Raw genomic sequence first — 21,004 nt, forward strand, 5'->3', positions numbered from 1 at the left:
AGTTTTAATGAAAAAGCTAATATTTTACATAGTGTTGTTAATGACTTTTGCGGTCAAAGCCGACCCATCTGCTATTCCTTCAAGTGGTGTTATCAAACGCTTTGAAGATTTTCATTCTGAATTTATATCAAGCCGAACTATTGATGTTTGGTTACCTGAAGATTATTCATACGACCAAAAATATGACGTTTTGTACATGCACGACGGCAACATGTTATTTGATTCATCTGACACTTGGAATAACCAAGAATGGAAAGTGGATGAAGCGGCAGCTAAGCTGATGAAAGAGGGAAAGGTTAGACCTTTTATTGTGGTTGGCATTTGGAACGCGGGTAAAAAGCGTTACCCTGAGTACTTCCCTGAAAAGGTATACCGAGAGCTTTCCCTTTTAGACAGAACAATTATAAAAACTAGGCTGGCATTTCAGTCAAAGTCCTTTGCGCCTATAGGTGACTTCTTTTACGGCGATAATTACGTTCGTTTTTTAGCTAATGAAGTCGTGCCATTCATTGAGAAAAACTTTAATGTTCATTCTGGACCAGCACATCGTTTTGTTGGCGGCTCTAGCATGGGCGGCTTAATGTCATGGTATGCATTACTAGAAAGACCTGATGTGTTTGGCGGTGCGATTGCTATGTCGACACATTGGCCTGGTATGTACGATGTGGACAATCCGTTTCCAAAAGGGTTTGAAGACTACATACGAAAAAATATAAACAAGTTAGATGGCCATAAAGTGTATTTTGACTTGGGCGATCAAACTTTAGACGCGGTATATCCTCCGTTGCAAAAGCGTATCGATGCAATCTTTGCCGCATCCTATCCAAATGATTTATGGAAGACAGAGTTTTTCCCGGGCCACAAACATGACGAAGTGTCATGGGCGAGTAGAATCCACCTGCCACTGATGTTTATGTTTGGTAACGAGGAACAAGAGTGAAACGTCAATACCGACAGTCAACCCATAAGGAATATGTAGGGGACAAATACGGAAACCTCTATTATAACAAGCTAAAGTATTTTGAGTTTCACTCGTACCCTGGTATTGAATTCCACAAGATGTGGTGTATTTGTGTCATTTTATTACTGTTATTCAAACTCGATAACTTATTTGCACTAAGCGCTGCGTCGGGTATTGGTGGAGTTTACGTACTGTACTTAATGATGCTGACTTTGTATTTACTGATAAAAAAAATTTCACGTAATAAAGGTTATTTTTTATATCCTACTTTTATGATCAACTTTTTTAAAAAGCGCCGCAAAAGCATGGAGTCTGCGACTCATGTTGCTTAAGCTTTAAATAACTTCAATACAAATATCAATAACGACAAGCTTAAAGCTTGTCGTTTTGCATTTTCCACAAATGGTAATAACGCCCTTCAGCTTCTAATAATGTTTTATGATTGCCCACTTCAACCACTCTGCCCTGCTCCATTACAACAATTTGATCAGCATCAACAATGGTTGATAAGCGATGCGCAATCACCAAAGATGTATGACCTTCTGCAATCTCTCTCAACGACTTTAATATTGCTTGCTCCGAGCCTGAATCTAACGAAGAAGTAGCTTCGTCAAATACCAAAATTGAGGGCGCTTTTAATAAAACTCTAGCAATGGCGACTCGCTGTTTTTCACCGCCAGACAGCTTTAATCCGCGCTCACCTACTTTTGAGTCTTTACCGTCAGGTAAGGAATTAACAAAGTCGTTTAAATGCGCCATTTTTATGGCCTTCCACACTTCGTCATCGGTTGCAGTTGGTTTGCCATAACGAATGTTCTCAAAAATAGTATCGTTAAATAACACAGTATCCTGCGGCACAATTCCTATATTTTCTCTAAGCGATGTTTGAGTCACGGTTTTTGTATCTTGACCGTCAATGAAGACTTGGCCGTTATTTACATCGTAAAAACGAAACAAGACTTTAACTAAGGTAGACTTGCCCGCGCCGCTAGATCCAACCACCGCTACTTTTTGCTTTGGATGAATTGTAAAGCTGACGTCTTGTAAAATAGGTCTTTCTTTGTTGTAGGCAAAGTCTACATTTCTAAATTCAATGCTTGGCTGTTTAATGGTTAAATCAGTGGCGTCTTGGTTATCAGTGATTTGCTCTTTTCGCTCTAACAACAAAAACATTTTTTCAATATTGGCGAGTGACCCTTTGATTTCTCTGTACACAAAGCCAAGAAAGTTAAGAGGCATAAACAGTTGCATCATAAAGGCATTGATTAACACAAAGTCACCAATTGTCATGCTTTTATCCACTACACCTTGAGCGGCTAACATCAACATGCAAGTCATGGCAGTTGCAACAATGAGCGCTTGCCCGCTGTTTAGTCCAAATAAGGTTAAGCGGTTACTTCGCCTTGCAGATTCCCACTTTTCTAAATCTTCGTCATAACGATTTGCTTCATATTTTTCATTGTTAAAATACTTAACCGTTTCGTAATTTAATAGACTATCAATGGCTCTGGTATTACTTTGTGAGTCAGCTTCATTAGCGGCTCTTATGTAGCGAGTACGCCATTCTGTTGCGTAAGCGGTAAAGCCAATATATAAAACGATGGCCGATAACGTAATGACCGCAAAGTCCCAGCCGTATTTAGTAAAGAAAATACCGACAACAAAAAGAATTTCTAATAAAATTGGAACAATATTAAAGACCATAAATCGCATCAAAAAGCTGATACCACTGATGCCCCGCTCCATGTCTCGAGATAGGCCACCCGTTTGACGATTTAAGTGAAAATCTAACTCTAGTTTATGTAAGTGATTAAAAACTTTAAGCCCCACTTTACGCATAGCCCGTTCTGTAACTCGCCCAAACAAAGTATCTCTGACTTCACCTAAAATGACATTTAAAAAGCGTATGGCTCCGTATGCAACAACTAAAGCAACTGGCACGGCAAGAATGGCTAACGCAGGCTCTACTGAGTCTTTCGCATTTAACGTATCCACTAAGTTTTTTAGTACAAAAGGCAAACCAACGCTGGCAACTTTAGCTAGCACTAAACAAGATAATGCAAGAAATACCCTAACCTTATGTTCCAACAGGTATGGCACTAGCGCAGTAAGGCTTCGCCAACTAAACTCAGCATTAGGTTGGTCTGTCACGTTTCGCATTTTTCTCACAATTAGCCCTATTTTGTTTGATGTGTATTAAAGTGTTGTCCGTTTATCGGTAAGTATATATTGGCAATTTTTAATTGCCGTGGGAGAATAACAACACAATTGAATTCATTAGTTTATTTATTGCTTTGCAAAGTTTAAGTGCACAAATTTATTTAGAAACCAAGCAACTCACTTGTATTAAACAAGACCGCATATTGTTTGAAGATCTAAACGTTCAGTTTCGCCGTGGAGATATTATCCAAGTGGCGGGGCCTAACGGTGCCGGAAAAACAAGCTTACTTAGAATTTTAGCTGGATTAGCTCAGCCTTACGAAGGCACTATTGAGTTTGATCAGAATAATATCAATGAACAACTTGAACTATACCGACAAAACCTACTTTATTTGGGCCACTTACCTGGTGTTAAAAGTGAATTAACCGCCCAGGAAAACCTAGAGTTTCAACTATCTCTGCATGGCTATGGTAACAGCGACGCTGAAGCATTGTTAGCAGATGTTGGTTTACTGGCGTTTGAACAGTCATTAGCTGGCCAATTAAGTGCTGGCCAGAATAGGCGTATCGCACTGGCTCAGTTGTGGCAAAGTAATGCTAAAGTTTGGATTTTAGACGAACCCTTTACCGCAATCGATGCAAAAGGGGTTGAAGCTATTGAGCAAAAAATACTAGAACATGCCAATAATGGCGGTTGCGTTATATTGACAACTCACCAAGAATTAAATCTTCCGAGCAACAGAGTGTCACGCCTAGAATTGGATTATCGGTTTTAATATGGAACAAGGTAACGTACTTTCCTACTTCAACTTATTTAAGTTGGTATTGAGCCGAGATTTAAAAATTGCGCTTCGTCACCGCGACGATGTGCTTAATCCATTACTGTTTTTTATTATTATCATCACCTTATTTCCGCTTGGAATAGGTCCAGAGCCACAAACCTTAGCTAAAATAGCACCTGGTATTATTTGGGTATCGGCACTTTTAGCGACCTTGTTATCGTTAGACCGAATGTTTAAATCTGATTATCAAGACGGTGCGCTAGAGCAACTTTTATTGAGCCCTTACCCTAGTTTTATTTGGGTCCTCGCAAAAGTTATTGCCCATTGGATTTTAACTGGTATTCCGTTGATCATTACTGCGCCTGTCCTTGCAGGTATGCTTAATTTGCCGACTGAGAGTTTTTTAGCGACTTTTTGGACCCTTTTATTAGGTACTCCCGTACTAAGTTTTATTGGTGCAATTGGTGCGGCATTGACGGTAGGGCTAAAAAAAGGCGGTGTTTTATTGAGCTTGATTATTCTACCTCTCTATATTCCTGTACTAATATTCGCCACTAGTGCAATTGACGCAGCGTCATATGGTTTACCCTATGGTGGTCAACTTGCTATTATTGGCGCATTACTAGTGGGTGCATTAACATTAACCCCTTTTGCAATTACATCAGCTTTAAAAGTGAGTACGAATTAAATGTGGAAATGGTTACATCCATACGCAAACCCTGAAACAACTTACCACCTTAGTGACCGAGTTATCCCTTGGTTTGGCTGGTTAAGTGGCTCTTTACTAACTATAGGTTTAGTTTGGGCACTGCTTTTTGCGCCAGCTGACTATCAACAAGGCGACAGTTTCAGAATTTTTTATCTACATGTACCTGCGGCAAGTTTATCGATGGGTATTTATTTAGGTATGGCCATCGCTGCACTATGTGGCATGGTTTGGCAATTAAAGCTATCAGATGCTGCCGTTGCAGCTCTAGCGCCTGTTGGCGCAGTATTTACAGCTATCGCATTGTTTACCGGCGCAGCATGGGGAAAACCTATGTGGGGCACTTGGTGGGTCTGGGATGCGCGTTTAACCTCTGAGTTGGTGTTACTGTTTTTATATCTTGGCGTTATCGCGATAAACAACGCCTTTGAAGACAAGCAAATGGCAGGTAAAGCTGCGTCAATTATTGCTTTAGTTGGCGTTATTAATCTGCCTATTATTAAATATTCAGTGGAGTGGTGGAATACCCTTCACCAAGGCGCAACAGTAAGCAAGTTGGGCAAACCTGCAATGAGCTTAGAAATGTTTTGGCCATTTGTAGTTTGCTTTCTTGGGTTTGCATTTTTTGTCGCTACGGTTACCTGTATACGATTTAAAACGGAAATTTTACTTCGTAATAGCAGTCGCCCTTGGGTAAAAAACTTAATGCTTGAGCAAGCTAAGTAGGAGTCATTATGCAATTTGATAGTATCACCGCATTTTTAGATATGGGCGGATATGGCTTTTTTGTTTGGTTGTCTTTTGGTTTTGGGTTGATTGCTTTGTTGACATTAGTATTACAAAGTAAGTCCGCACTAAAGCGCGCAAAGAGTGACATAGCAAAGCGCATTGTTACCGAACAAAAGCAAAAGCTGGCTGCTCAACAACAGAATAATCATCGTTAGAATTTAAAAGGTAGTAGAAAGAAATGAATCCTCGCAGAAAAAAAAGACTCACTATAGTTATCACATTGCTTATTGGCTTTAGTGCAATTTCTGGTTTGGTTCTTTATGCGTTGAGCCAGAATATTGATTTATTTTACAAACCGTCTGAAATACATTTTGGCAAAGTAGAAACCGGTATCAAACCAGAAGCCGGACAACGTTTAAGAATTGGTGGCATTGTTGTACCTGGTTCAGTAAAGCGTGACCCTACTAGCCTGAAAGTTAGTTTTGACCTTGTAGACATGGCGACACCGTTAGTCTTTAATGACACAGACCCAACGGTTACCGTGACTTACAGTGGCATTCTTCCAGATTTATTTAGAGAAGAGCAAGGCATTGTAGCCAATGGAACTTTGCAACCAAACGGCAGCGTTTTAGCAAGTGAAGTATTAGCTAAGCATGACGAAAATTACATGCCACAGGAAATTTCTGACCAATCAATAACTAAAGAAAAGTACCAATATTAGTAATAGAATGGTACAAGTGTGTTAAGGCACTGAAAAGTATTTAAAATATAAATAATAACAATAAATAATAAGAAAAAATGATGGATTTTGGAGGTCTGGGATGATTACCGTGGCATTGTGGTTTTTGGCCACATTACTGGTTGTTGCCATCGTATTTATTGCGATAATTATCTATTCTCGCTACCAAGAGCTGAAGCAGAAAGAGCTTAAGCAAAAGCGAATTGCTCACAACTGCAGGATTAGACAGCGTGAGTTTAGAGATCTTCTTCAAACCATACAAAAAGAAGGCTGGCTAAACCCGCAGCAAAAGCAGCCATTTATTATGCTTGCCAATAACTATTTTGTTTTTCAAACCGTAAATGAAATAAATTGCAGTCATTTTTACGAGTTGATGAACAAACTTGATAGTGCGATCAATAAGCTAAAAGCGGCTCCATTTAGTGTCAAAGAAGACCTTATTGAGGCATTAAATAATGTTGCACAGCGCCTTCCTAAAGTGCCTACACAATATAACGCACAGTTTTATTCCGACCGTGCTCCTAAAATTGTAGACACCCTAAATGACAAAATTGACTTCACAATTAAAATGCATGTAGAAGCAGAATTGACCAAAGATAACTCTGACTCTTCAGAGGCTTTAAATACGGATATTAGTGATAGCGGTTTCTATGGAAGAACTCGAGGCCGATGCCTTTGACGATTACACAAAGCGCGCATTAGAATCACATACTCAACGATCTCTTTCTAATGAAAACTAACCTATACTCAGATTTAATTTTTACGCTAGGCATTACTAATGACAGATAAAAAATACATTACCTCTCAAGAATTATTAGTTGATTCTTTTAAACTAGCACACCAAGTGTATGAAGATGGTTTTCGCCCTGACTTCATTATTGGTATTTGGCGCGGCGGTGCACCAATAGGTATCGCGGTTCAAGAGTTTTTTGACTTTAAAGAGGTTGAAACAGACCATATTGCCGTCCGTACATCCTCTTACTATGGCATTGGTAAGCAATCGAAAGAAATAAAAGTACATGGTTTGCACTATCTAATTGAAAATGCGAACGCAAGCGACAGTTTGCTTATTGTAGATGATGTATTTGATACCGGCAGAAGTATTGAAGCGTTGATAAAGCAGATCAAAAGCCTATCTAGGCTTAATACGCCGTCAGATATTAGAATTGCGTGCCCTTGGTACAAACCAACAAATTCTAAAGTGGATATTGTGCCTGACTACTTTGTTCAGGAAAGTGAAGAGTGGCTTGTATTTCCACATGAGCTCTCAGGCTTAACGCAAGAAGAGTTGCAGTCGGGTAAAAGTGACCTAGCGGAAATTGCACACCTATTTACAAAAGAGTAAATACGATAGATGACTGTTCCGCAACTCGATATAAATAAGAGTTGCTGAACAGTCGTTATGATTCGTCTAAAACAACTATTTTTTTAAACAATTATTTTTAATAAAAACGATTCTTCTAAAAACTTATTCGTCTCGAACCACAATCACTCTGTCACCTTTAAACGTAGCGGCATTAATAATTGACCACAAGTGGATAAGTCCGCCAATAATTGCTGGTACAACTAACCAAAACAACGCATAACCACCGAACACTAGCATTGCTGTCACGATAGCAGCTAAAATTCGACCTTGAACTAAAAAACCTAAGCCTGGAAAAAAGACATTGCACAAAGCGGCAATAACGTTCCCAGCAGAACCTTGTTGTGACATAACCAATACTCCTTGATGCTATTTAATGTTGACTGGTAGTGTAACTTTAGCCGTCAAACCACCTTCTTTTCTGTTAATTAAGACAATGTTACCGTTGTGCATATCTATTATCTTTTTAATAATAGCTAAGCCTAAACCACTTCCTTCCACGCCTCGAGCTGAGTCGCCTTGGGTGAAAGGTTCAAACAAGCGTTTCATATCTTGCTCTGGTATGCCCGGCCCTTTATCAGAAACTTCAAAGCTTATGTGCTGCTTATCTTCTTCTAAATAAGAACTGACGACTATTTCGTCAGATGAATACCGTAACGCATTTTCCACTAAATTAGAAATGGCACGTTTAATTGCCACCGGCCTGATGGTGATTGCTGGCAGGCTATCATCTAGCTCCAATTCAAAACTTCGTGGTCTGTTGACCTCTTCCGCTTCACAAACGTCAGAGATTAAACAGTTAATTTGATAAAACTCCAACTCTTCCATTTTATGATGACGAATATATTCCATGAACTGATCAATAATCGCATTCATGTCTTCGATATCTTTGATAATGCCTTCTCGAAGAAATTGCTCGGTTTGTGACATCATCTCTGTTGCCAGGCGAATTCGAGTTAATGGCGTTCTCAAGTCATGTGATACACCCGCCATTAAAAAGCTTCTGTCTTTTTCCAACTGCTGAATACCGCTAGACATATGGTTAAAGGCTTGTGTTACCGCCACGACTTCTTCTGAGCCTTGTGCTTTTATTTCCGGTGGAAACTCACCTTTACCAACCTGTTCAGCCGCTAGTTTTAAGGATTGCATAGGGCGATTTAAGTGACGCGCAAATAACCAACCACCAGCAACACTGAGCACACCTATTGCAATCAGGTAAATGAGTAGTGGTGATAAATCTTTCTTTTGAAAACCGTCTAAGGGAACTTTGACCCAAATATGAGGAGCCTGAGGTGGTCTTATCCAAACATAAAACATATCCCCTTGGGATATTCTAACTTCCGCAGGACCACCAAGTTGTTCGGACATTTGTGAAGAAAAGTGTTGATAATATTCCGCGTCATTTAGGCCATTCTCAATAGCCTGACGCTCATTTAGAATATTGATATCGGTGGCTTCTAAGTATTTTTTAGATAAGTCTGCGCTAATAATGAAGTCACGGTCATCAGCAATAAAGAGCACTTTAATTTGTTTAGCCAGTAAATTATTTATTTGCTGATAGCTAGGCTTAATGACATATAACGCAACGCTGTAATACGACACCACTTGGTTTACTAATAGTACAAAGCCTAAAAGAAAAACCGTTTGGCCAAATGCGCTGCGCGGTAACAATCTCATTTAAGCCCCTTTAAAAATATCACTAACCTTTACCATCCGGTATGAAAACGTATCCCACACCCCAAACTGTTTGAATATAACGAGGTTTAGTATGATCTTCTTCAATCATCTTTCTAAGCCTACTCACCTGTACGTCAATACTACGTTCAAGCGCTGAGTAATCTCGACCTCTAGCCATGTTCATTAACTTGTCTCGCGACAGAGGTTCACGGGCGTGATTAATTAAGGCTTTTAATACCGCAAACTCACCACTGGTTAATGGCATGATTTTATCGCCACTACGCATCTCGCGAGTTGCTAAGTTTAAGGTAAAGTCACCAAAGCTTACTTCTTCTTCTTCCGTAGACGGAGCACCTGGCAGCTCTTTGGATTTACGACGTAGTATTGCTTTAATTCTTGCTAATAACTCTCTTGGATTAAATGGCTTTGGTAAATAATCATCGGCGCCCAGTTTCTAAGCCAATAATGCGGTCAACTTCATCACCTTTAGCCGTTAGCATCACAATTGGAATTTCATTTTCGTTTTGGCGTAAACGGCGACAAATAGACAAACCATCTTCACCAGGCAACATTAGGTCTAACACCAATAGATGGAAATTTTCACGCTCTAGTAGTCTATCCATTTGCTCGCTATTCGCTGCACTTCTTACAATAAAACCTTGTTCCAGTAAGTAGCGCTCTAATAAGCTGCGCAGACGCATGTCGTCATCTACTACTAATATTTTTGTCGTTTCCTGTTCCATTTCAAATCCTATGTGCCTATAACAAGTCCGAATATAAAGTAAAATGCATGGATTGCCAAAGCACCAAGCCAACTTGGTTGTTACAAAGTTTGTCAGTTGTGTATAAAACGTACCAAAAACCGTTTGTTGTAGCCTTGATTTAAATAATCTTGCTACAATGATCAACTAATCGAAACTAACTTGAACTCTATGAATACAAACTTAGTTACTCGCGAAGGATACCTTGCGCTGCAAGCCGAATTGGATACGTTATGGCGGGTAACCCGACCGGAAGTCACCAAAAAAGTTACTTGGGCAGCGAGCCTTGGTGACCGCTCAGAAAATGCAGATTACAAAGAAAACAAGCGATTGCTTAGGCAAATAGATCGACGCATCCGTTTTTTAAGAAAACGACTTGAAGACCTTCAAATTGTTGATTATTCCCCTCAGCAAGAAGGCAAAGTGTTTTTTGGCGCATTAGTTGAAATCGAAAACGAACAAGAAGAGCTTTTAACTTTCAGAATTGTTGGCCCTGATGAAATATATGGCCGCAAAGATTACATCTCCATTGACTCTCCAATGGCACGCGCGTGTCTAAAACGATCGGTAGATGATGAGTTTGAAGTGAACACCCCAAGCGGCAAGAAAGTATGGATTATCAATACTATCGCATACCCTGCCAAACCAAATTAAATGAAGTTGTTGGAATAAAATTTTTATGACTGTAGTTAACACCCAGATTATCAATCAAATTTCAGAAGAACTAGCCGTTAAATCTGAACAAGTTGCGGCCGCAGTAGCCTTGCTTGATGAAGGTTCCACTGTTCCGTTTATTGCTCGTTATCGTAAAGAAAAAACCGGCGGACTAGACGACACTCAACTTCGTAACTTGGACAGTCGATTGAGCTATCTAAGAGAGCTTGAAGACCGACGTGCCGTTATAATTAAAAGTATTACTGAACAAGACAAGTTAACTCCAGAATTAAAAACTAAATTATTAGCCGCCGATAACAAAACTCGCTTAGAAGACCTATACCTACCTTACAAACCAAAGCGTCGTACAAAAGGTGAAATTGCCAAAGAACAAGGTCTAGAACCACTGGCCAATGACCTGTTTAATAACCCAATGCTTACCCCTGAAGCAGAAGCGACTAAGTACTTTAACGACACTATTACCGATGAGAAAGCGGCACTAGACGGCGCTAAGTTCATTTTGATGGAGCGTATTGCGGAAGAAGCAGACTTACTGAATAAGATTCGTCGTACCGTACGTAAAAATGGCCACCTTGAAAGTAAAGTTATTGCGGGCAAAGAAAAAGAAGGTGCAAAGTTTCAAGACTACTTTGAACATTCAGAGCTCGCCACTAAAGTGCCATCGCACCGCTTATTGGCAATGTTAAGAGGTCGTAATGAAGGCGTATTACAACTAACACTAAATGCAGACCCAGGTGCGGAAGCGCCAGTTCGTGAGTCACATTGTGAAGCCATTATTGCTCACCACTTTGATTTAAACTTTAATCAAAAACCAGCGGATAAATGGTTAAAAACCATTGTTCAGTGGGCTTGGAAAATAAAGATATCTTTGTCTGTAGAAAATGAATTAATGACCGAACTGCGCGAAAAGGCAGAAGTAGAAGCCATTCGTGTATTTGCTAAAAACCTAAGTGATTTATTAATGGCGGCGCCTGCTGGTGCCAAAACGACCATTGGTATTGACCCTGGATTTAGAACCGGCTGTAAAATTGCCGTTGTTGATAAGACAGGTAAGCTTTTAGATACCGCGACCATTTTCCCACATGAGCCTCAAAACCATTGGGACAAGTCTATACGTACTATTGAGCATTTAGCTCGCACGCACAAAGCTGAATTGATTGCTATTGGCAACGGTACAGCTTCAAGAGAGACAGATAAACTGGCCGCTGAGGTTATTAAGAAAGCCAATGAGCTGAACTTAACTAAAATCATGGTGAGCGAAGCGGGTGCATCAGTATATTCAGCGAGTGAATTTGCTGCCAATGAATTCCCAGACTTAGACGTATCTATTCGTGGCGCGGTATCTATCGCTCGCCGTTTACAAGACCCTCTAGCAGAACTAGTTAAAGTAGAGCCTAAGTCTATTGGTGTTGGCCAATATCAACACGATGTTAGTCAAAATTTATTATCAAAAAGCTTAGAAGCAGTAGTAGAAGACTGTGTTAATGCCGTAGGCGTAGATTTGAACACAGCATCAGTGCCATTACTTACGCGAGTTTCTGGTCTAAACAAAACACTCGCTAACAACATTGTAAAATTCCGAGACGAACATGGTCGCTTTAATAACCGTAAAGAACTCAAAAAAGTGGAGCGCTTAGGGCCAAAGGCATTTGAGCAATGTGCTGGTTTCTTAAAAATAGCGAATGGCGATAACCCATTGGATGCTTCATCGGTTCACCCGGAGGCTTACCCTGTCGTTAAAAATATAATAGAAACCCATAACCGTGCCGTTGATGATATCATTGCAAACCACGCCTTCTTAACATCTTTAAATGCAAACGACTATATAAACGATTCTTTTGGTTTATTGACCATTAAAGACATTGTAAAAGAACTTGAAAAGCCTGGCCGAGATCCTCGACCTGAATTTAAGACGGCAACCTTTAAGGAAGGCGTTGAGAAAGTTAGTGACTTACAGCCTAGTATGATTTTAGAAGGTGTGATCACTAACGTTACTAATTTTGGAGCCTTTGTAGATATAGGTGTTCACCAAGATGGTCTTGTGCATATTTCATCACTTACAGATAAGTTTGTTGCAGATCCGTCAGAAGTTGTAAAAGCAGGCGATATTGTAAAAGTAAAAGTGTTGGAAGTTGACGTTAACAGAAAGCGAATTAGTTTAACGATGCGTTTAGAGGAACAACCTAAACCAGTAAACGCCAATAAAAAAGCGCCAACAGAAAATAGAACTCAACAGAAAAAAGCACCGGCGCAAAAGCAGAATAAACAAAACAATGGGGCATTTGGTGGCATGGTTAACAGTGCTTTTGCTGACGCCTTTGCGAATGCCAAAAAAAAGTAATTCACAAATAGATAATAGTTAGACAAAATATTAACAATTAGTTATTCGCTAAGCGCTCATCTTACTGATAAATGCGCTCTGATAATAAAATAAAAAGTGGAGTCAGTATGTTTTCAATTGGATTTTCGTTGACGCGTTCAATTACCGTCAATCGACCTGTTAGTGAAGTGATGGCAATTGTTGGCGATTTTAACCAGTGGAATGCCTGGTCTCCGTGGATCATTCAAGAGCCTAGCTGTCCGGTTACCGTTACTGGCGAGCCTAGCAAAGAGAACCACAAACAGCACTGGGATGGCGAGCGAATTGGTTCAGGCCAAATGATATTAACTGAGGTTATTGCAGATAAACAACTAAGTTATGACCTCGAGTTTTTCAAGCCTTGGAAAAGCAAATCCAAAACTCAATTCACCTTTGAAGCTATCACTACGGAAAGCGGAGAAGAAGCAACAAAAGTGAACTGGTTAATGCAAGGCAGCTTGCCATTCTTCTTATTCTTTATGAAAAAGATGATGATCGCATTTATAAGCTTTGACTACGATCGTGGCCTTAATATGCTCCAAGAGTATATTGAAACCGGTAGCGTGCAGTCTTCGGTAGAAATACAGGGCATTAAAAAGCAGAAAGGCTTTCACTATGTTGGCTTTAGGCACAAGTGCAACATTGAAGACATTAAACAAGTCATGGGACCTTGCTTTCAGCAGTTGATTGACGAAAAGGTTCCGTTGCCAGACATGATGGTGACTATTTCCCACAAGTTCGACTTTGTTACTGGCGAATGTGAATTAACTGGTGCCTTTGCTTATTTTAATAAACCAAGCTTTGATGTGCCTACCAATATGGTGTTTGGCGAAATTCCAGAACATGACGGTTTGCAAGTTGATCATACTGGTAGTTACAACTATTTGTCTAACGGCTGGGCAACCGCAAAAGGTTATCAGCAGTATGCTAAGTTAAAATCTCTAAAGGGTGTGGCAGACTATGAGGTTTATAGAAACTCGCCTAAAAGCGTAGCGGAAGAAGAATTGCTTACTAGTATTATTTTGCCTGTAAAAAGCTAGGTATACTGTTTTAAAAGAGCCAAATAATTATTATCTTTAATAAACTTGGCTCTTTTATATTCCACTGAAACTCTGAGGTTTGTATAAACGCTAACTGATAGCGGTCGCTTTACCTTCATCAATGGCCGACGCCAACTCATTCACAATTTCATTAAAATGAATCATCTGCGTATCATCAAGATCACCAACATGTAACGCGTTTATCGTACTTGATGCTAGTTCTTTCTGTGAGTCATCTAAACCTTCACTACGATGAATAGCAACTAATACTTTTAAGAGGCTCAGCGCCACTTTTACATTTCGAGGTGTAAGCTGAAGTGCTTGCTCAAGTGAGCGCAATGCGGGCGTCATTTTTTTCTTCTTAAAGAACTCCACTGCCATGCTATTAAGCTGTTTTGGAGTAAAATGAATTTCTGACTTTTCTTTTGCTTCCTGCTCAACAAATTTACTGGTTACTGCACCCGCTAGTGAATCACAAGCTATCTGCTTTTTAACCGCCTCTAATAAATCTAAGGCTTCTTCTCTCATGCCGACTTCATGGAACACTTTTACTTTGTCTAAGTTGTCTTCCAATGAATTGTTTGGACGTAATGAAACCTGCAGCTCCACCAGACGTTCTGCTTTGGACTTCTCTTCCCTTGCAGTCAACACTCTTGCTCGCACTATAACAAGTTGCTCTTTAAAGTGGCTTATATCATCGTAGTCGGCTTCAAGCTCAGCAATATACTTATCTACTCGGCTTAACAGTTCAAATGACTCTGCAGCGTCTACAGACAATGCTAAGTCGATACAAGAACGCATGACATTCAATAAGAGCTCAGGAGAGTCGTGAATAGACTTTTTGGCATGTTTAGCCATCATCACGGTAGCATTATACTGCTCGCGCTGATCATGATTTAACCTTGCTAAATCCCATACCTTTTTGTTTCGTGCAATATTTCGAGGTGCGAGTGCTGCGGCTTTTTTAATGGTTTCGTATGCTTGCACAAAATCTTCATTTTCAACATAAAACTGAGCTAATAAGTCGTAAGTGGCAAAACGGGTTTCCACTTTCGTAGTTAAATTTTCCAGCAGTTTTTTAATTTCTTCAATTTTGTTTTGTTTTAATAGAGCGCTAACAAAACCAAGGTACATCCAAGAGTTTTTGCTATGCTGTAAAAGCTCTCTGAAGTATTCCTCAGCGTCATTGTATTCCATTAAAGACAACAAGCACTCGCCTTTAATGCGCGTGAGTTGCATATGATATTTTTTTAAGTCTTTATTTAATAAGTGGCGTTCTATGTAGTAAATAGCTTTGCCAAAATCACGATTATCTATACATTCAAACACGTTAAATAACTTGCGCTTAACCGCAATCGCATAGGAAAGACGTTTTATTACGTGGCCTGTGTTTAATGGTTTTACCCAAAAGTCATCGGGTTGAAGTTCAGAAATACTGTTAACTAATGTTTCATCGGTTTCAGAGCTTAAAAATATGAGGATTGTACTTTTTGAGACATACCCTTTAAATTTCATTTCTTCTAAAATATGAAAACCATCTTTATCGCTTTTCACATTAAAAGCACAAATAACCACGTCAAATCGAGTTTGGGCGCATAACCTAAGTCCATAGTAGGCGTTCTCCGCACATCTCACGTTACGAATATTTAGGTCATAAAGCGCTCTCTTTAATAAATCATGCACTAGTAAATTGTCATCAATTATTAATACGTTAAGCTCTTCAATCGATTTTAAACCTTCAAACTCCATTTACTTCTGGATCTCCGTTCGGGTATTTATTACTTTATAAGACTGATCATTATAGTTCCTAAATTAGCAAACATATTAATCTTATTTATTTTTTGGCTTTTTTTTAGCCCTAGGGTGAGCACTGTCATAAACCGACGCCAAATGCTGATAATCTAAATGCGTATATATTTGCGTTGTAGACAAATTTTCGTGCCCCAGCAACTCCTGCACAGCTCTTAAATCGCCACTAGATTCTAATATATGGCTGGCAAAGGAGTGTCGTAATTTATGAGGGTGGACGATATTATGAATCCCTTGTTGCTTGGCCCAGTGCTTCAATCGCTGATCAATTTGTCTTACCGATATTGAATTTCCTAGCTGACTTAAGAACAACGCATCCAATTGATATTTATTAAATTCAATACGAACTGACAGCCAATCAGACAAAGCTTTAATCGCCATTCGGCCTATCGGCAATACACGTTCTTTTTTTCCCTTACCTAATACTCTCACTTGCTTTTCTGCTAGGTCGATATTGCCAATCGTTAACATTGCTAATTCAGAAAGTCGCAAACCACTGCTATAAAAAAGCTCTAACATGGCTTTGTCTCTATATTCAATGGTGGTCTCAGGTACAAAGGACAGCAAAACGTCCATTTCATCTACTGCGAGATTTTTAGGTAAGGCTCTACCCGCTTTGGGTGCCATAAGTAATTCGCTGGGATCGTTTTTAACTAACTGCTTTTGCAATAGATATTTGAATAAACCTTTAGATGCGGAAATCTTTGCTTGAATTGATGAGGGCTTTAATTGCTCCTTCCTAAAGACCATTAACCAGCCTTTTAAATCATCAGGCTTTACGTGTTCCCATGAATTTATCTGGTTTTCTAGTAAGTGCTTACACAAATGACAAAGTGTTCGAGTGTATGAGGCAAGGGTATGCTTAGAATAACCTCGCTCGTTTTTAAGGTAGTTGAGATAACGCTGAAGAGGAACACCCAGCGACACTGGATATTCTTCCAATTCAAAAGGCATGGTTTTAACGAACTAAATGAACAAAATGACGGCTTAACAAACGCGCTAATTCTCGGATAAAGAAAGTATCCATTTGTGGTTGAAAATGGTCGGCATCTTTGGCGCCAAAGGCTGCGATTCCAAAAATTTCTTCGGTATCTTCAGACTCATGAACTACTTCAATTAAGGCAATGGATTGCGCTTTTTCATCAAAAACCACTTCCATTAATTCTTGAGAAACTCGGCCTAAATAAGTACCTCTATCACCCAGCTTAGCTTGTAAGTGTAGGTAGGCTTCGTCTTGAGGTTGTAATAGTCTGAATTGAACAAGGTATAAATGCTCTTGGCAAATCTTGTTAACTGTATCTTCTAATTGCTGAATACTGTCACAGCCAACCAGAGCGATATAAATTTCACTAATCGCTTTAAAAATAACTTCGTTAACCCGAGCGTTACCAATTAAGGTGGTTAGCTCTTCTTCTAGCTGAGTGATTTTAGCACGCTGCATTTCTTGGCGTTTTTCCAATAGCGAAACCGCACCGCGAGACACATGCGTGATCTGCAGTTGATTTACTAGCTCTGGGTACTTAGCAAAAAAGTCTAGATTTTGCTCTAGGTATTCCTTTACTAAGTCAGCATCTAAAACCAAATCATCTAGATTTGGGGTAACGAGTTTACTCATAAATGTATTTGTCCATCAAACACATATTGCGCTGGACCAGTCATCTTGACCGGTGACGATTCATCATGCCAACGAATATGTAAGCTTCCACCCGGTAAATCTACTTGAACTTTGCTGCCAAGTAAATCCTGAATTCGACCAACTACCACAGCAGCACATGCTCCGCTGCCACAAGCCAAGGTTTCACCCGCACCTCGCTCATAGACTCTTAGCTTAATATGTTCACTGTTAATAATTTGCATAAAACCAATATTGGCTTGCTCAGGAAAGCGTTCATGCGGCTCTAACTCTGCGCCTAAAGCCAATACATCAGTATCATCTAAGTCATCAACCACAATAACGCAATGCGGATTGCCCATAGAAACCACGCCTGTCATTACTGTTTTTTGACTCGTTTTTAACAAGTAGGTTTTTTCTTGTTGATTGGCAATAAAAGGAATTTGTTTCGGCTCAAACACAGGTCGTCCCATATTTACCGTCACTTTATCTTCGCCCTCAAGATACAACACCATATTGCCAGACTTAGTACTTACCTTAATGGCTGACTTATTTGTTAAGCCTTTCAGCTGAACAAATCTAGCGAAACAACGCGCACCATTGCCACATTGAGCAACTTCGGTACCGTCTGAATTAAATATCCGATAATGAAAGTCTAAATCTGGGTCATAAGGAGGCTCAACCATTAGTAGCTGGTCAAAACCAATTCCAAAATTTCTATTCGCTAACGCTTTAATTTGATCTTTAGACAAAAATACATTTTGCGTCACGGCGTCTACCACCATGAAATCATTACCTAAACCATGCATTTTTGTAAAATTTAACAACATTTTATTTCCCAAATTAATCGGTGATTACCGACTCACCATGCCACAAGAACTCAATGGTTTCACGTTTTCTAATTAAATGAACGTTTTGATCATCTACCATGACTTCTGCAGCTCTTGGACGAGAGTTATAATTACTGCTCATTGTAAAGCCGTAAGCCCCCGCTGAACGCACGGCTAAAATATCTCCAGCCATTACCGACAACTCTCTGTCTTTACCAAGGAAGTCGCCAGTTTCACAAACTGGGCCAACCACGTCATAACTTTTAACCGGTAGGTCCTGCTGGTGAATAGGTTCAATTTTTTGCCACGCTGAATAAAGCGCAGGTCTAATTAAGTCATTCATTGCAGCATCAACTATACAAAAGTTTTTGTCCGCGTTTTGCTTTAAATACTCTACTTTAGTTAACAAGATTCCTGCGTTGGCCATAATGGCACGGCCAGGTTCAAAAATAATAGTTAAGTTAGGGTAAGCCTTTAACTTAGACATAAGAGCAGCAGTATATTCACTTGGATGAGGCGGCGCTTCACCGTTGTAAGGAACACCCAAACCTCCACCTAAATCTAGATGGCTTAATTCAATACCTTTGCTTTGCAATTTACCAATAAGGTCAATTAACGCATCAAGCGCATCTAAAAACGGAGCAATCTCAGTAAGCTGCGAAACCAATGTGACAATCCACACCTTGCACACTTAATGATGGTTGTTGGTTCGCCCATTCAAATAGTGAAATGGCTTGCTCTAATTCAATACCAAATTTGTTTTCTTTAAGTCCTGTAGAAATGTACGGGTGAGTACCCGCATCAACGTTAGGATTTACTCGGATAGAAATAGGCGCCACTTTATTATGTTCTTTGGCGACTGCAGCAATTCGTTTTAGTTCAGCTTCTGACTCTACGTTAAAACACTTGATGCCTACGTCTAATGCGTACTTAATTTCTTCTACGGTTTTACCAACGCCTGAAAATACAACTTTACTTGCTTCGCCACCGGCGTGCAGGACTCTTGCTAATTCGCCACCAGAAACAATATCAAAACCAGAGCCCATTTTTGCAAGTACGTTTAAAACCGCAATGTTTGAGTTCGCTTTTACGGCATAACAAATTAAATGAGGGTAACCTTTCATCGCATCATCAAATGCCAAATAATGGCGTTCAATTGTTGATTTTGAATAGACAAAACAGGGCGTGCCAAACTGCTCCGCAATGTGCTGACAGTCTACGTTTTCGGCAAGAAGGCGACGGTTGGTAAAGTTAAAATAATCCACAGTACTAAGCTCTATCTTTTATAAGTTCTTGTTTTATTAATCGGTTATACTTTTTATTTAGTATATATACCAAAACCGATTAAGGGTTTTATTGGGTTGAAGTTACCGGTTTACTTGCAGTAGACGGTTGTTCTTTTTCTTCAGCCTTTGATTCTACTGGCTTCTCCGGTTTATCGCCGGGTAAATACAACGGACCTTTTTGTCCACAGGCCGTTATTGAGCCAGCTAAAAATAACACGGCAATAAGAGGCGAGACGTTGAAAATGCGGGATTTAAGTCGACTAGTCATGTTTTTACTGTATCTATTTTAATTGCCGCCTATAATCGCATCATAATCCGTAAATGCAATAGGAAACTACTATGAATGACAGCCAATATCATCAATTAGCCGATGACCTTTTAAATCAACTTCAAGACAACATTGACGAAATTGATTTTGATTTAGATTACGAGACGGCCGGCGGCATTTTAGAAGTGATTTTTCCAAATGGCACAAAAATCATTATCAACAAACAAGCGCCTCTTCATCAAATTTGGGTAGCCACTAAATTTAACGGTCATCACTTTGAATATAAAGATGGCGTATGGATAGATAATCGTACCGACGTAGAGCTGTTCACACTATTAAATGACGCTGGCACTAAACAAGCTGGCACCGCCATTTCTTTTAGTTAATCGCAGTTAGGATATCAACAGCATGGTTTTTAACGGTACTGATAATTATATTGTTTCAGAACAACTTCGCTTAGCGGTAAACGCTGCTATTACGCTTGAGAAGCCACTTTTAATTAAAGGTGAGCCTGGAACGGGTAAAACCCAGTTGGCTGAAGAGCTTGCAAAAGCACTCGATACTGAACTTATTCAATGGCATATAAAGTCCACCACTAAAGCTCAACAAGGCTTATACGAGTACGATGCCGTTTCACGATTAAGAGACAGCCAACTTGGCGACGAGCGTGTACACAACATTGGTAACTACATTGTAAAAGGTAAAATGTGGCAAGCTTTTGAAGCTGATAAACGCCCTATTTTGCTAATTGATGAAATAGATAAAGCCGATATTGAGTTTCCAAATGACTTGCTTCAAGAGCTCGATAAAATGGAATTCTTTGTTTATGAAACTCAACAGCAAGTTGCTGCTAAACAAAGACCAATTGTGATCATTACCTCAAATAACGAAAAAGAGTTACCGGATGCATTTCTGCGCCGTTGCTTTTTCCACTACATCCAATTTCCAACTCGTGAAGAAATGGAAAAAATCATTGATGTTCATCACTCAGACGTTAAAGCCACTTTGCTTCGCGAAGCACTAGAAGTGTTTTTTGATTTGCGTGAATTAAATGGCCTAAAGAAAAAGCCGTCAACATCAGAATTGATTGATTGGTTAAAACTGTTAATTGCCGACGACGTATCACAAGAAGTGTTACTAGATAAAGATAAAAGCGTGGTGCCTTTATTTGGCGCGTTGCTTAAAAATGAGCAAGACGTACAGTTATTAGAAAAACTGGCCTTTATGAGCAGAAGAAAAAGCTAAGC

25 protein-coding genes and 1 pseudogene are annotated in these 21,004 nt (G+C 39.6%); 15 read left to right on the forward strand and 11 right to left on the reverse strand.

Going from position 1 to position 21,004, the window contains the following annotated elements; all coding sequences use genetic code 11:
• Positions 1-7: 7 nt before the first annotated feature.
• A complete protein-coding gene (locus GNP35_RS12750; protein WP_155696470.1) occupies positions 8-940 on the forward strand; it encodes an alpha/beta hydrolase in 933 nt (310 codons plus the stop codon).
• A complete protein-coding gene (locus GNP35_RS12755; RefSeq protein WP_155696471.1) occupies positions 937-1,293 on the forward strand; it encodes a hypothetical protein in 357 nt (118 codons plus the stop codon). The genes GNP35_RS12750 and GNP35_RS12755 overlap by 4 nt, the downstream gene beginning before the upstream one ends.
• Before the next feature lie 40 nt (positions 1,294-1,333).
• Here GNP35_RS12755 and GNP35_RS12760 read toward each other — a convergent pair whose 3' ends face one another.
• Positions 1,334-3,121 carry an ABCB family ABC transporter ATP-binding protein/permease gene (locus GNP35_RS12760; RefSeq protein ID WP_155697141.1) on the reverse strand — a complete coding sequence of 596 codons (1,788 nt, stop codon included), beginning with the start codon at positions 3,119-3,121 and terminating at the stop codon, positions 1,334-1,336.
• Positions 3,122-3,255: 134 nt separating this feature from the next.
• Here GNP35_RS12760 and ccmA point away from each other — a divergent pair, with 134 nt between their 5' ends.
• The 7 genes from ccmA to GNP35_RS12795 all read left to right on the forward strand — a co-directional run bounded on the left by ccmA (position 3,256) and on the right by GNP35_RS12795 (position 7,422).
• Positions 3,256-3,897, forward strand: coding sequence for a cytochrome c biogenesis heme-transporting ATPase CcmA (gene ccmA, locus GNP35_RS12765; protein WP_155697142.1), 642 nt, complete (start codon positions 3,256-3,258; stop codon positions 3,895-3,897).
• A 1-nt stretch (position 3,898) separates the two neighbouring features.
• Positions 3,899-4,591, forward strand: coding sequence for a heme exporter protein CcmB (gene ccmB, locus GNP35_RS12770; protein ID WP_155696472.1), 693 nt, complete (start codon positions 3,899-3,901; stop codon positions 4,589-4,591).
• Complete coding sequence (locus GNP35_RS12775; RefSeq protein WP_155696473.1) at positions 4,592-5,335, forward strand: heme ABC transporter permease; 744 nt, start codon at positions 4,592-4,594, stop codon at positions 5,333-5,335.
• 8 nt (positions 5,336-5,343) lie between these two features.
• Positions 5,344-5,553 carry a heme exporter protein CcmD gene (ccmD, locus tag GNP35_RS12780; protein WP_155696474.1) on the forward strand — a complete coding sequence of 70 codons (210 nt, stop codon included), beginning with the start codon at positions 5,344-5,346 and terminating at the stop codon, positions 5,551-5,553.
• A 23-nt stretch (positions 5,554-5,576) separates the two neighbouring features.
• On the forward strand, positions 5,577-6,059 hold the full coding sequence (gene ccmE, locus GNP35_RS12785; protein ID WP_155696475.1) for a cytochrome c maturation protein CcmE: 483 nt from the start codon (positions 5,577-5,579) through the stop codon (positions 6,057-6,059).
• Positions 6,060-6,159: 100 nt separating this feature from the next.
• Positions 6,160-6,756 carry a hypothetical protein gene (locus tag GNP35_RS12790; protein ID WP_196492519.1) on the forward strand — a complete coding sequence of 199 codons (597 nt, stop codon included), beginning with the start codon at positions 6,160-6,162 and terminating at the stop codon, positions 6,754-6,756.
• 99 nt (positions 6,757-6,855) lie between these two features.
• A complete protein-coding gene (locus GNP35_RS12795; RefSeq protein ID WP_155696477.1) occupies positions 6,856-7,422 on the forward strand; it encodes a phosphoribosyltransferase in 567 nt (188 codons plus the stop codon).
• A gap of 123 nt (positions 7,423-7,545) precedes the next feature.
• On the opposite strand, the gene GNP35_RS12800 is transcribed toward GNP35_RS12795, so the two are convergent.
• Genes GNP35_RS12800 through GNP35_RS16375 form a run of 3 tightly spaced genes read right to left on the reverse strand, consistent with a single transcriptional unit; the run spans position 7,546 to position 9,382 of the window.
• Positions 7,546-7,791: a hypothetical protein gene (locus GNP35_RS12800; protein ID WP_155696478.1), complete on the reverse strand. Its 246-nt coding sequence runs from the start codon at positions 7,789-7,791 to the stop codon at positions 7,546-7,548.
• Positions 7,792-7,809: 18 nt separating this feature from the next.
• On the reverse strand, positions 7,810-9,117 hold the full coding sequence (gene envZ, locus GNP35_RS12805; RefSeq protein ID WP_155696479.1) for a two-component system sensor histidine kinase EnvZ: 1,308 nt from the start codon (positions 9,115-9,117) through the stop codon (positions 7,810-7,812).
• A 22-nt stretch (positions 9,118-9,139) separates the two neighbouring features.
• Complete coding sequence (locus GNP35_RS16375; RefSeq protein ID WP_330997813.1) at positions 9,140-9,382, reverse strand: winged helix-turn-helix domain-containing protein; 243 nt, start codon at positions 9,380-9,382, stop codon at positions 9,140-9,142.
• On the opposite strand from GNP35_RS16375, the gene GNP35_RS16380 reads away from it, so the two are divergent.
• Positions 9,381-9,554 carry a hypothetical protein gene (locus tag GNP35_RS16380; protein WP_330997814.1) on the forward strand — a complete coding sequence of 58 codons (174 nt, stop codon included), beginning with the start codon at positions 9,381-9,383 and terminating at the stop codon, positions 9,552-9,554. The two genes, GNP35_RS16375 and GNP35_RS16380, sit on opposite strands and share 2 nt — an antisense overlap.
• Here the strand turns inward: GNP35_RS16380 and GNP35_RS16385 are convergent, their stop codons facing one another.
• Entirely contained in the window at positions 9,555-9,860 is a 306-nt protein-coding gene (locus GNP35_RS16385; protein WP_330997815.1) for a response regulator, read from the reverse strand.
• A gap of 189 nt (positions 9,861-10,049) precedes the next feature.
• Between GNP35_RS16385 and greB the strand changes: the two genes are divergently transcribed.
• From greB to GNP35_RS12825, 3 genes are all read left to right on the forward strand, one after another.
• Positions 10,050-10,532, forward strand: a complete 483-nt coding sequence (gene greB / locus GNP35_RS12815) for a transcription elongation factor GreB (RefSeq protein WP_155696480.1) — start codon at positions 10,050-10,052, stop codon at positions 10,530-10,532.
• 25 nt (positions 10,533-10,557) lie between these two features.
• Entirely contained in the window at positions 10,558-12,894 is a 2,337-nt protein-coding gene (locus tag GNP35_RS12820; RefSeq protein ID WP_155696481.1) for a Tex family protein, read from the forward strand.
• Positions 12,895-13,001: 107 nt separating this feature from the next.
• The gene (locus tag GNP35_RS12825) at positions 13,002-13,952 is read left to right on the forward strand and encodes a GyrI-like domain-containing protein (RefSeq protein WP_196492520.1); all 951 of its coding nucleotides are present in this window, start codon (positions 13,002-13,004) and stop codon (positions 13,950-13,952) included.
• A gap of 90 nt (positions 13,953-14,042) precedes the next feature.
• Here the strand turns inward: GNP35_RS12825 and GNP35_RS12830 are convergent, their stop codons facing one another.
• The 6 genes and pseudogenes from GNP35_RS12830 to lptM all read right to left on the reverse strand — a co-directional run bounded on the left by GNP35_RS12830 (position 14,043) and on the right by lptM (position 19,757).
• The gene (locus GNP35_RS12830; protein ID WP_155696483.1) at positions 14,043-15,701 is read right to left on the reverse strand and encodes a response regulator; all 1,659 of its coding nucleotides are present in this window, start codon (positions 15,699-15,701) and stop codon (positions 14,043-14,045) included.
• Between the two features lie 81 nt (positions 15,702-15,782).
• Positions 15,783-16,715, reverse strand: coding sequence for a tyrosine recombinase XerC (xerC, locus tag GNP35_RS12835; protein WP_155696484.1), 933 nt, complete (start codon positions 16,713-16,715; stop codon positions 15,783-15,785).
• Positions 16,716-16,719: 4 nt separating this feature from the next.
• Complete coding sequence (locus GNP35_RS12840; protein ID WP_155696485.1) at positions 16,720-17,376, reverse strand: DUF484 family protein; 657 nt, start codon at positions 17,374-17,376, stop codon at positions 16,720-16,722.
• Positions 17,373-18,203: a diaminopimelate epimerase gene (dapF, locus tag GNP35_RS12845; protein WP_155696486.1), complete on the reverse strand. Its 831-nt coding sequence runs from the start codon at positions 18,201-18,203 to the stop codon at positions 17,373-17,375. The genes GNP35_RS12840 and dapF overlap by 4 nt, the downstream gene beginning before the upstream one ends.
• Positions 18,204-18,216: 13 nt before the next feature.
• Positions 18,217-19,468: pseudogene (gene lysA / locus GNP35_RS12850) on the reverse strand (diaminopimelate decarboxylase).
• Positions 19,469-19,556: 88 nt separating this feature from the next.
• The gene (lptM, locus tag GNP35_RS12855; RefSeq protein WP_155696487.1) at positions 19,557-19,757 is read right to left on the reverse strand and encodes an LPS translocon maturation chaperone LptM; all 201 of its coding nucleotides are present in this window, start codon (positions 19,755-19,757) and stop codon (positions 19,557-19,559) included.
• A gap of 71 nt (positions 19,758-19,828) precedes the next feature.
• Here lptM and cyaY point away from each other — a divergent pair, with 71 nt between their 5' ends.
• Complete coding sequence (cyaY, locus tag GNP35_RS12860) at positions 19,829-20,143, forward strand: iron donor protein CyaY (protein WP_155696488.1); 315 nt, start codon at positions 19,829-19,831, stop codon at positions 20,141-20,143.
• Between the two features lie 22 nt (positions 20,144-20,165).
• Positions 20,166-21,002 carry an AAA family ATPase gene (locus tag GNP35_RS12865; protein ID WP_155696489.1) on the forward strand — a complete coding sequence of 279 codons (837 nt, stop codon included), beginning with the start codon at positions 20,166-20,168 and terminating at the stop codon, positions 21,000-21,002.
• Positions 21,003-21,004 lie beyond the last annotated feature (2 nt).

Origin of the sequence: Psychrosphaera haliotis, from assembly GCF_009728465.1 — a bacterium.
Lineage (GTDB): Bacteria > Pseudomonadota > Gammaproteobacteria > Enterobacterales > Alteromonadaceae > Psychrosphaera > Psychrosphaera haliotis.

Excerpts from the sequence above, each read along its gene's own strand:
- GNP35_RS12840 (WP_155696485.1), bottom strand. The coding sequence starts at position 17,376 with ATGAGTAAACTCGTTACCCCAAATCTAGATGATTTGGTTTTAGATGCT.
- GNP35_RS16375 (WP_330997813.1), bottom strand. The coding sequence starts at position 9,382 with ATGCCATTAACCAGTGGTGAGTTTGCGGTATTAAAAGCCTTAATTAAT.
- GNP35_RS12800 (WP_155696478.1), bottom strand. The coding sequence starts at position 7,791 with ATGTCACAACAAGGTTCTGCTGGGAACGTTATTGCCGCTTTGTGCAAT.
- GNP35_RS12795 (WP_155696477.1), top strand. The coding sequence starts at position 6,856 with ATGACAGATAAAAAATACATTACCTCTCAAGAATTATTAGTTGATTCT.
- xerC (WP_155696484.1), bottom strand. The coding sequence starts at position 16,715 with ATGCCTTTTGAATTGGAAGAATATCCAGTGTCGCTGGGTGTTCCTCTT.
- ccmE (WP_155696475.1), top strand. The coding sequence starts at position 5,577 with ATGAATCCTCGCAGAAAAAAAAGACTCACTATAGTTATCACATTGCTT.
- greB (WP_155696480.1), top strand. The coding sequence starts at position 10,050 with ATGAATACAAACTTAGTTACTCGCGAAGGATACCTTGCGCTGCAAGCC.
- lptM (WP_155696487.1), bottom strand. The coding sequence starts at position 19,757 with ATGACTAGTCGACTTAAATCCCGCATTTTCAACGTCTCGCCTCTTATT.
- envZ (WP_155696479.1), bottom strand. The coding sequence starts at position 9,117 with ATGAGATTGTTACCGCGCAGCGCATTTGGCCAAACGGTTTTTCTTTTA.
- GNP35_RS12825 (WP_196492520.1), top strand. The coding sequence starts at position 13,002 with ATGTTTTCAATTGGATTTTCGTTGACGCGTTCAATTACCGTCAATCGA.
- GNP35_RS16385 (WP_330997815.1), bottom strand. The coding sequence starts at position 9,860 with ATGGAACAGGAAACGACAAAAATATTAGTAGTAGATGACGACATGCGT.
- ccmB (WP_155696472.1), top strand. The coding sequence starts at position 3,899 with ATGGAACAAGGTAACGTACTTTCCTACTTCAACTTATTTAAGTTGGTA.
- GNP35_RS12775 (WP_155696473.1), top strand. The coding sequence starts at position 4,592 with ATGTGGAAATGGTTACATCCATACGCAAACCCTGAAACAACTTACCAC.
- GNP35_RS12865 (WP_155696489.1), top strand. The coding sequence starts at position 20,166 with ATGGTTTTTAACGGTACTGATAATTATATTGTTTCAGAACAACTTCGC.
- GNP35_RS12760 (WP_155697141.1), bottom strand. The coding sequence starts at position 3,121 with ATGCGAAACGTGACAGACCAACCTAATGCTGAGTTTAGTTGGCGAAGC.
- GNP35_RS16380 (WP_330997814.1), top strand. The coding sequence starts at position 9,381 with ATGATTTTATCGCCACTACGCATCTCGCGAGTTGCTAAGTTTAAGGTA.
- dapF (WP_155696486.1), bottom strand. The coding sequence starts at position 18,203 with ATGTTGTTAAATTTTACAAAAATGCATGGTTTAGGTAATGATTTCATG.
- GNP35_RS12750 (WP_155696470.1), top strand. The coding sequence starts at position 8 with ATGAAAAAGCTAATATTTTACATAGTGTTGTTAATGACTTTTGCGGTC.
- ccmD (WP_155696474.1), top strand. The coding sequence starts at position 5,344 with ATGCAATTTGATAGTATCACCGCATTTTTAGATATGGGCGGATATGGC.
- GNP35_RS12790 (WP_196492519.1), top strand. The coding sequence starts at position 6,160 with ATGATTACCGTGGCATTGTGGTTTTTGGCCACATTACTGGTTGTTGCC.
- cyaY (WP_155696488.1), top strand. The coding sequence starts at position 19,829 with ATGAATGACAGCCAATATCATCAATTAGCCGATGACCTTTTAAATCAA.
- GNP35_RS12830 (WP_155696483.1), bottom strand. The coding sequence starts at position 15,701 with ATGGAGTTTGAAGGTTTAAAATCGATTGAAGAGCTTAACGTATTAATA.
- GNP35_RS12820 (WP_155696481.1), top strand. The coding sequence starts at position 10,558 with ATGACTGTAGTTAACACCCAGATTATCAATCAAATTTCAGAAGAACTA.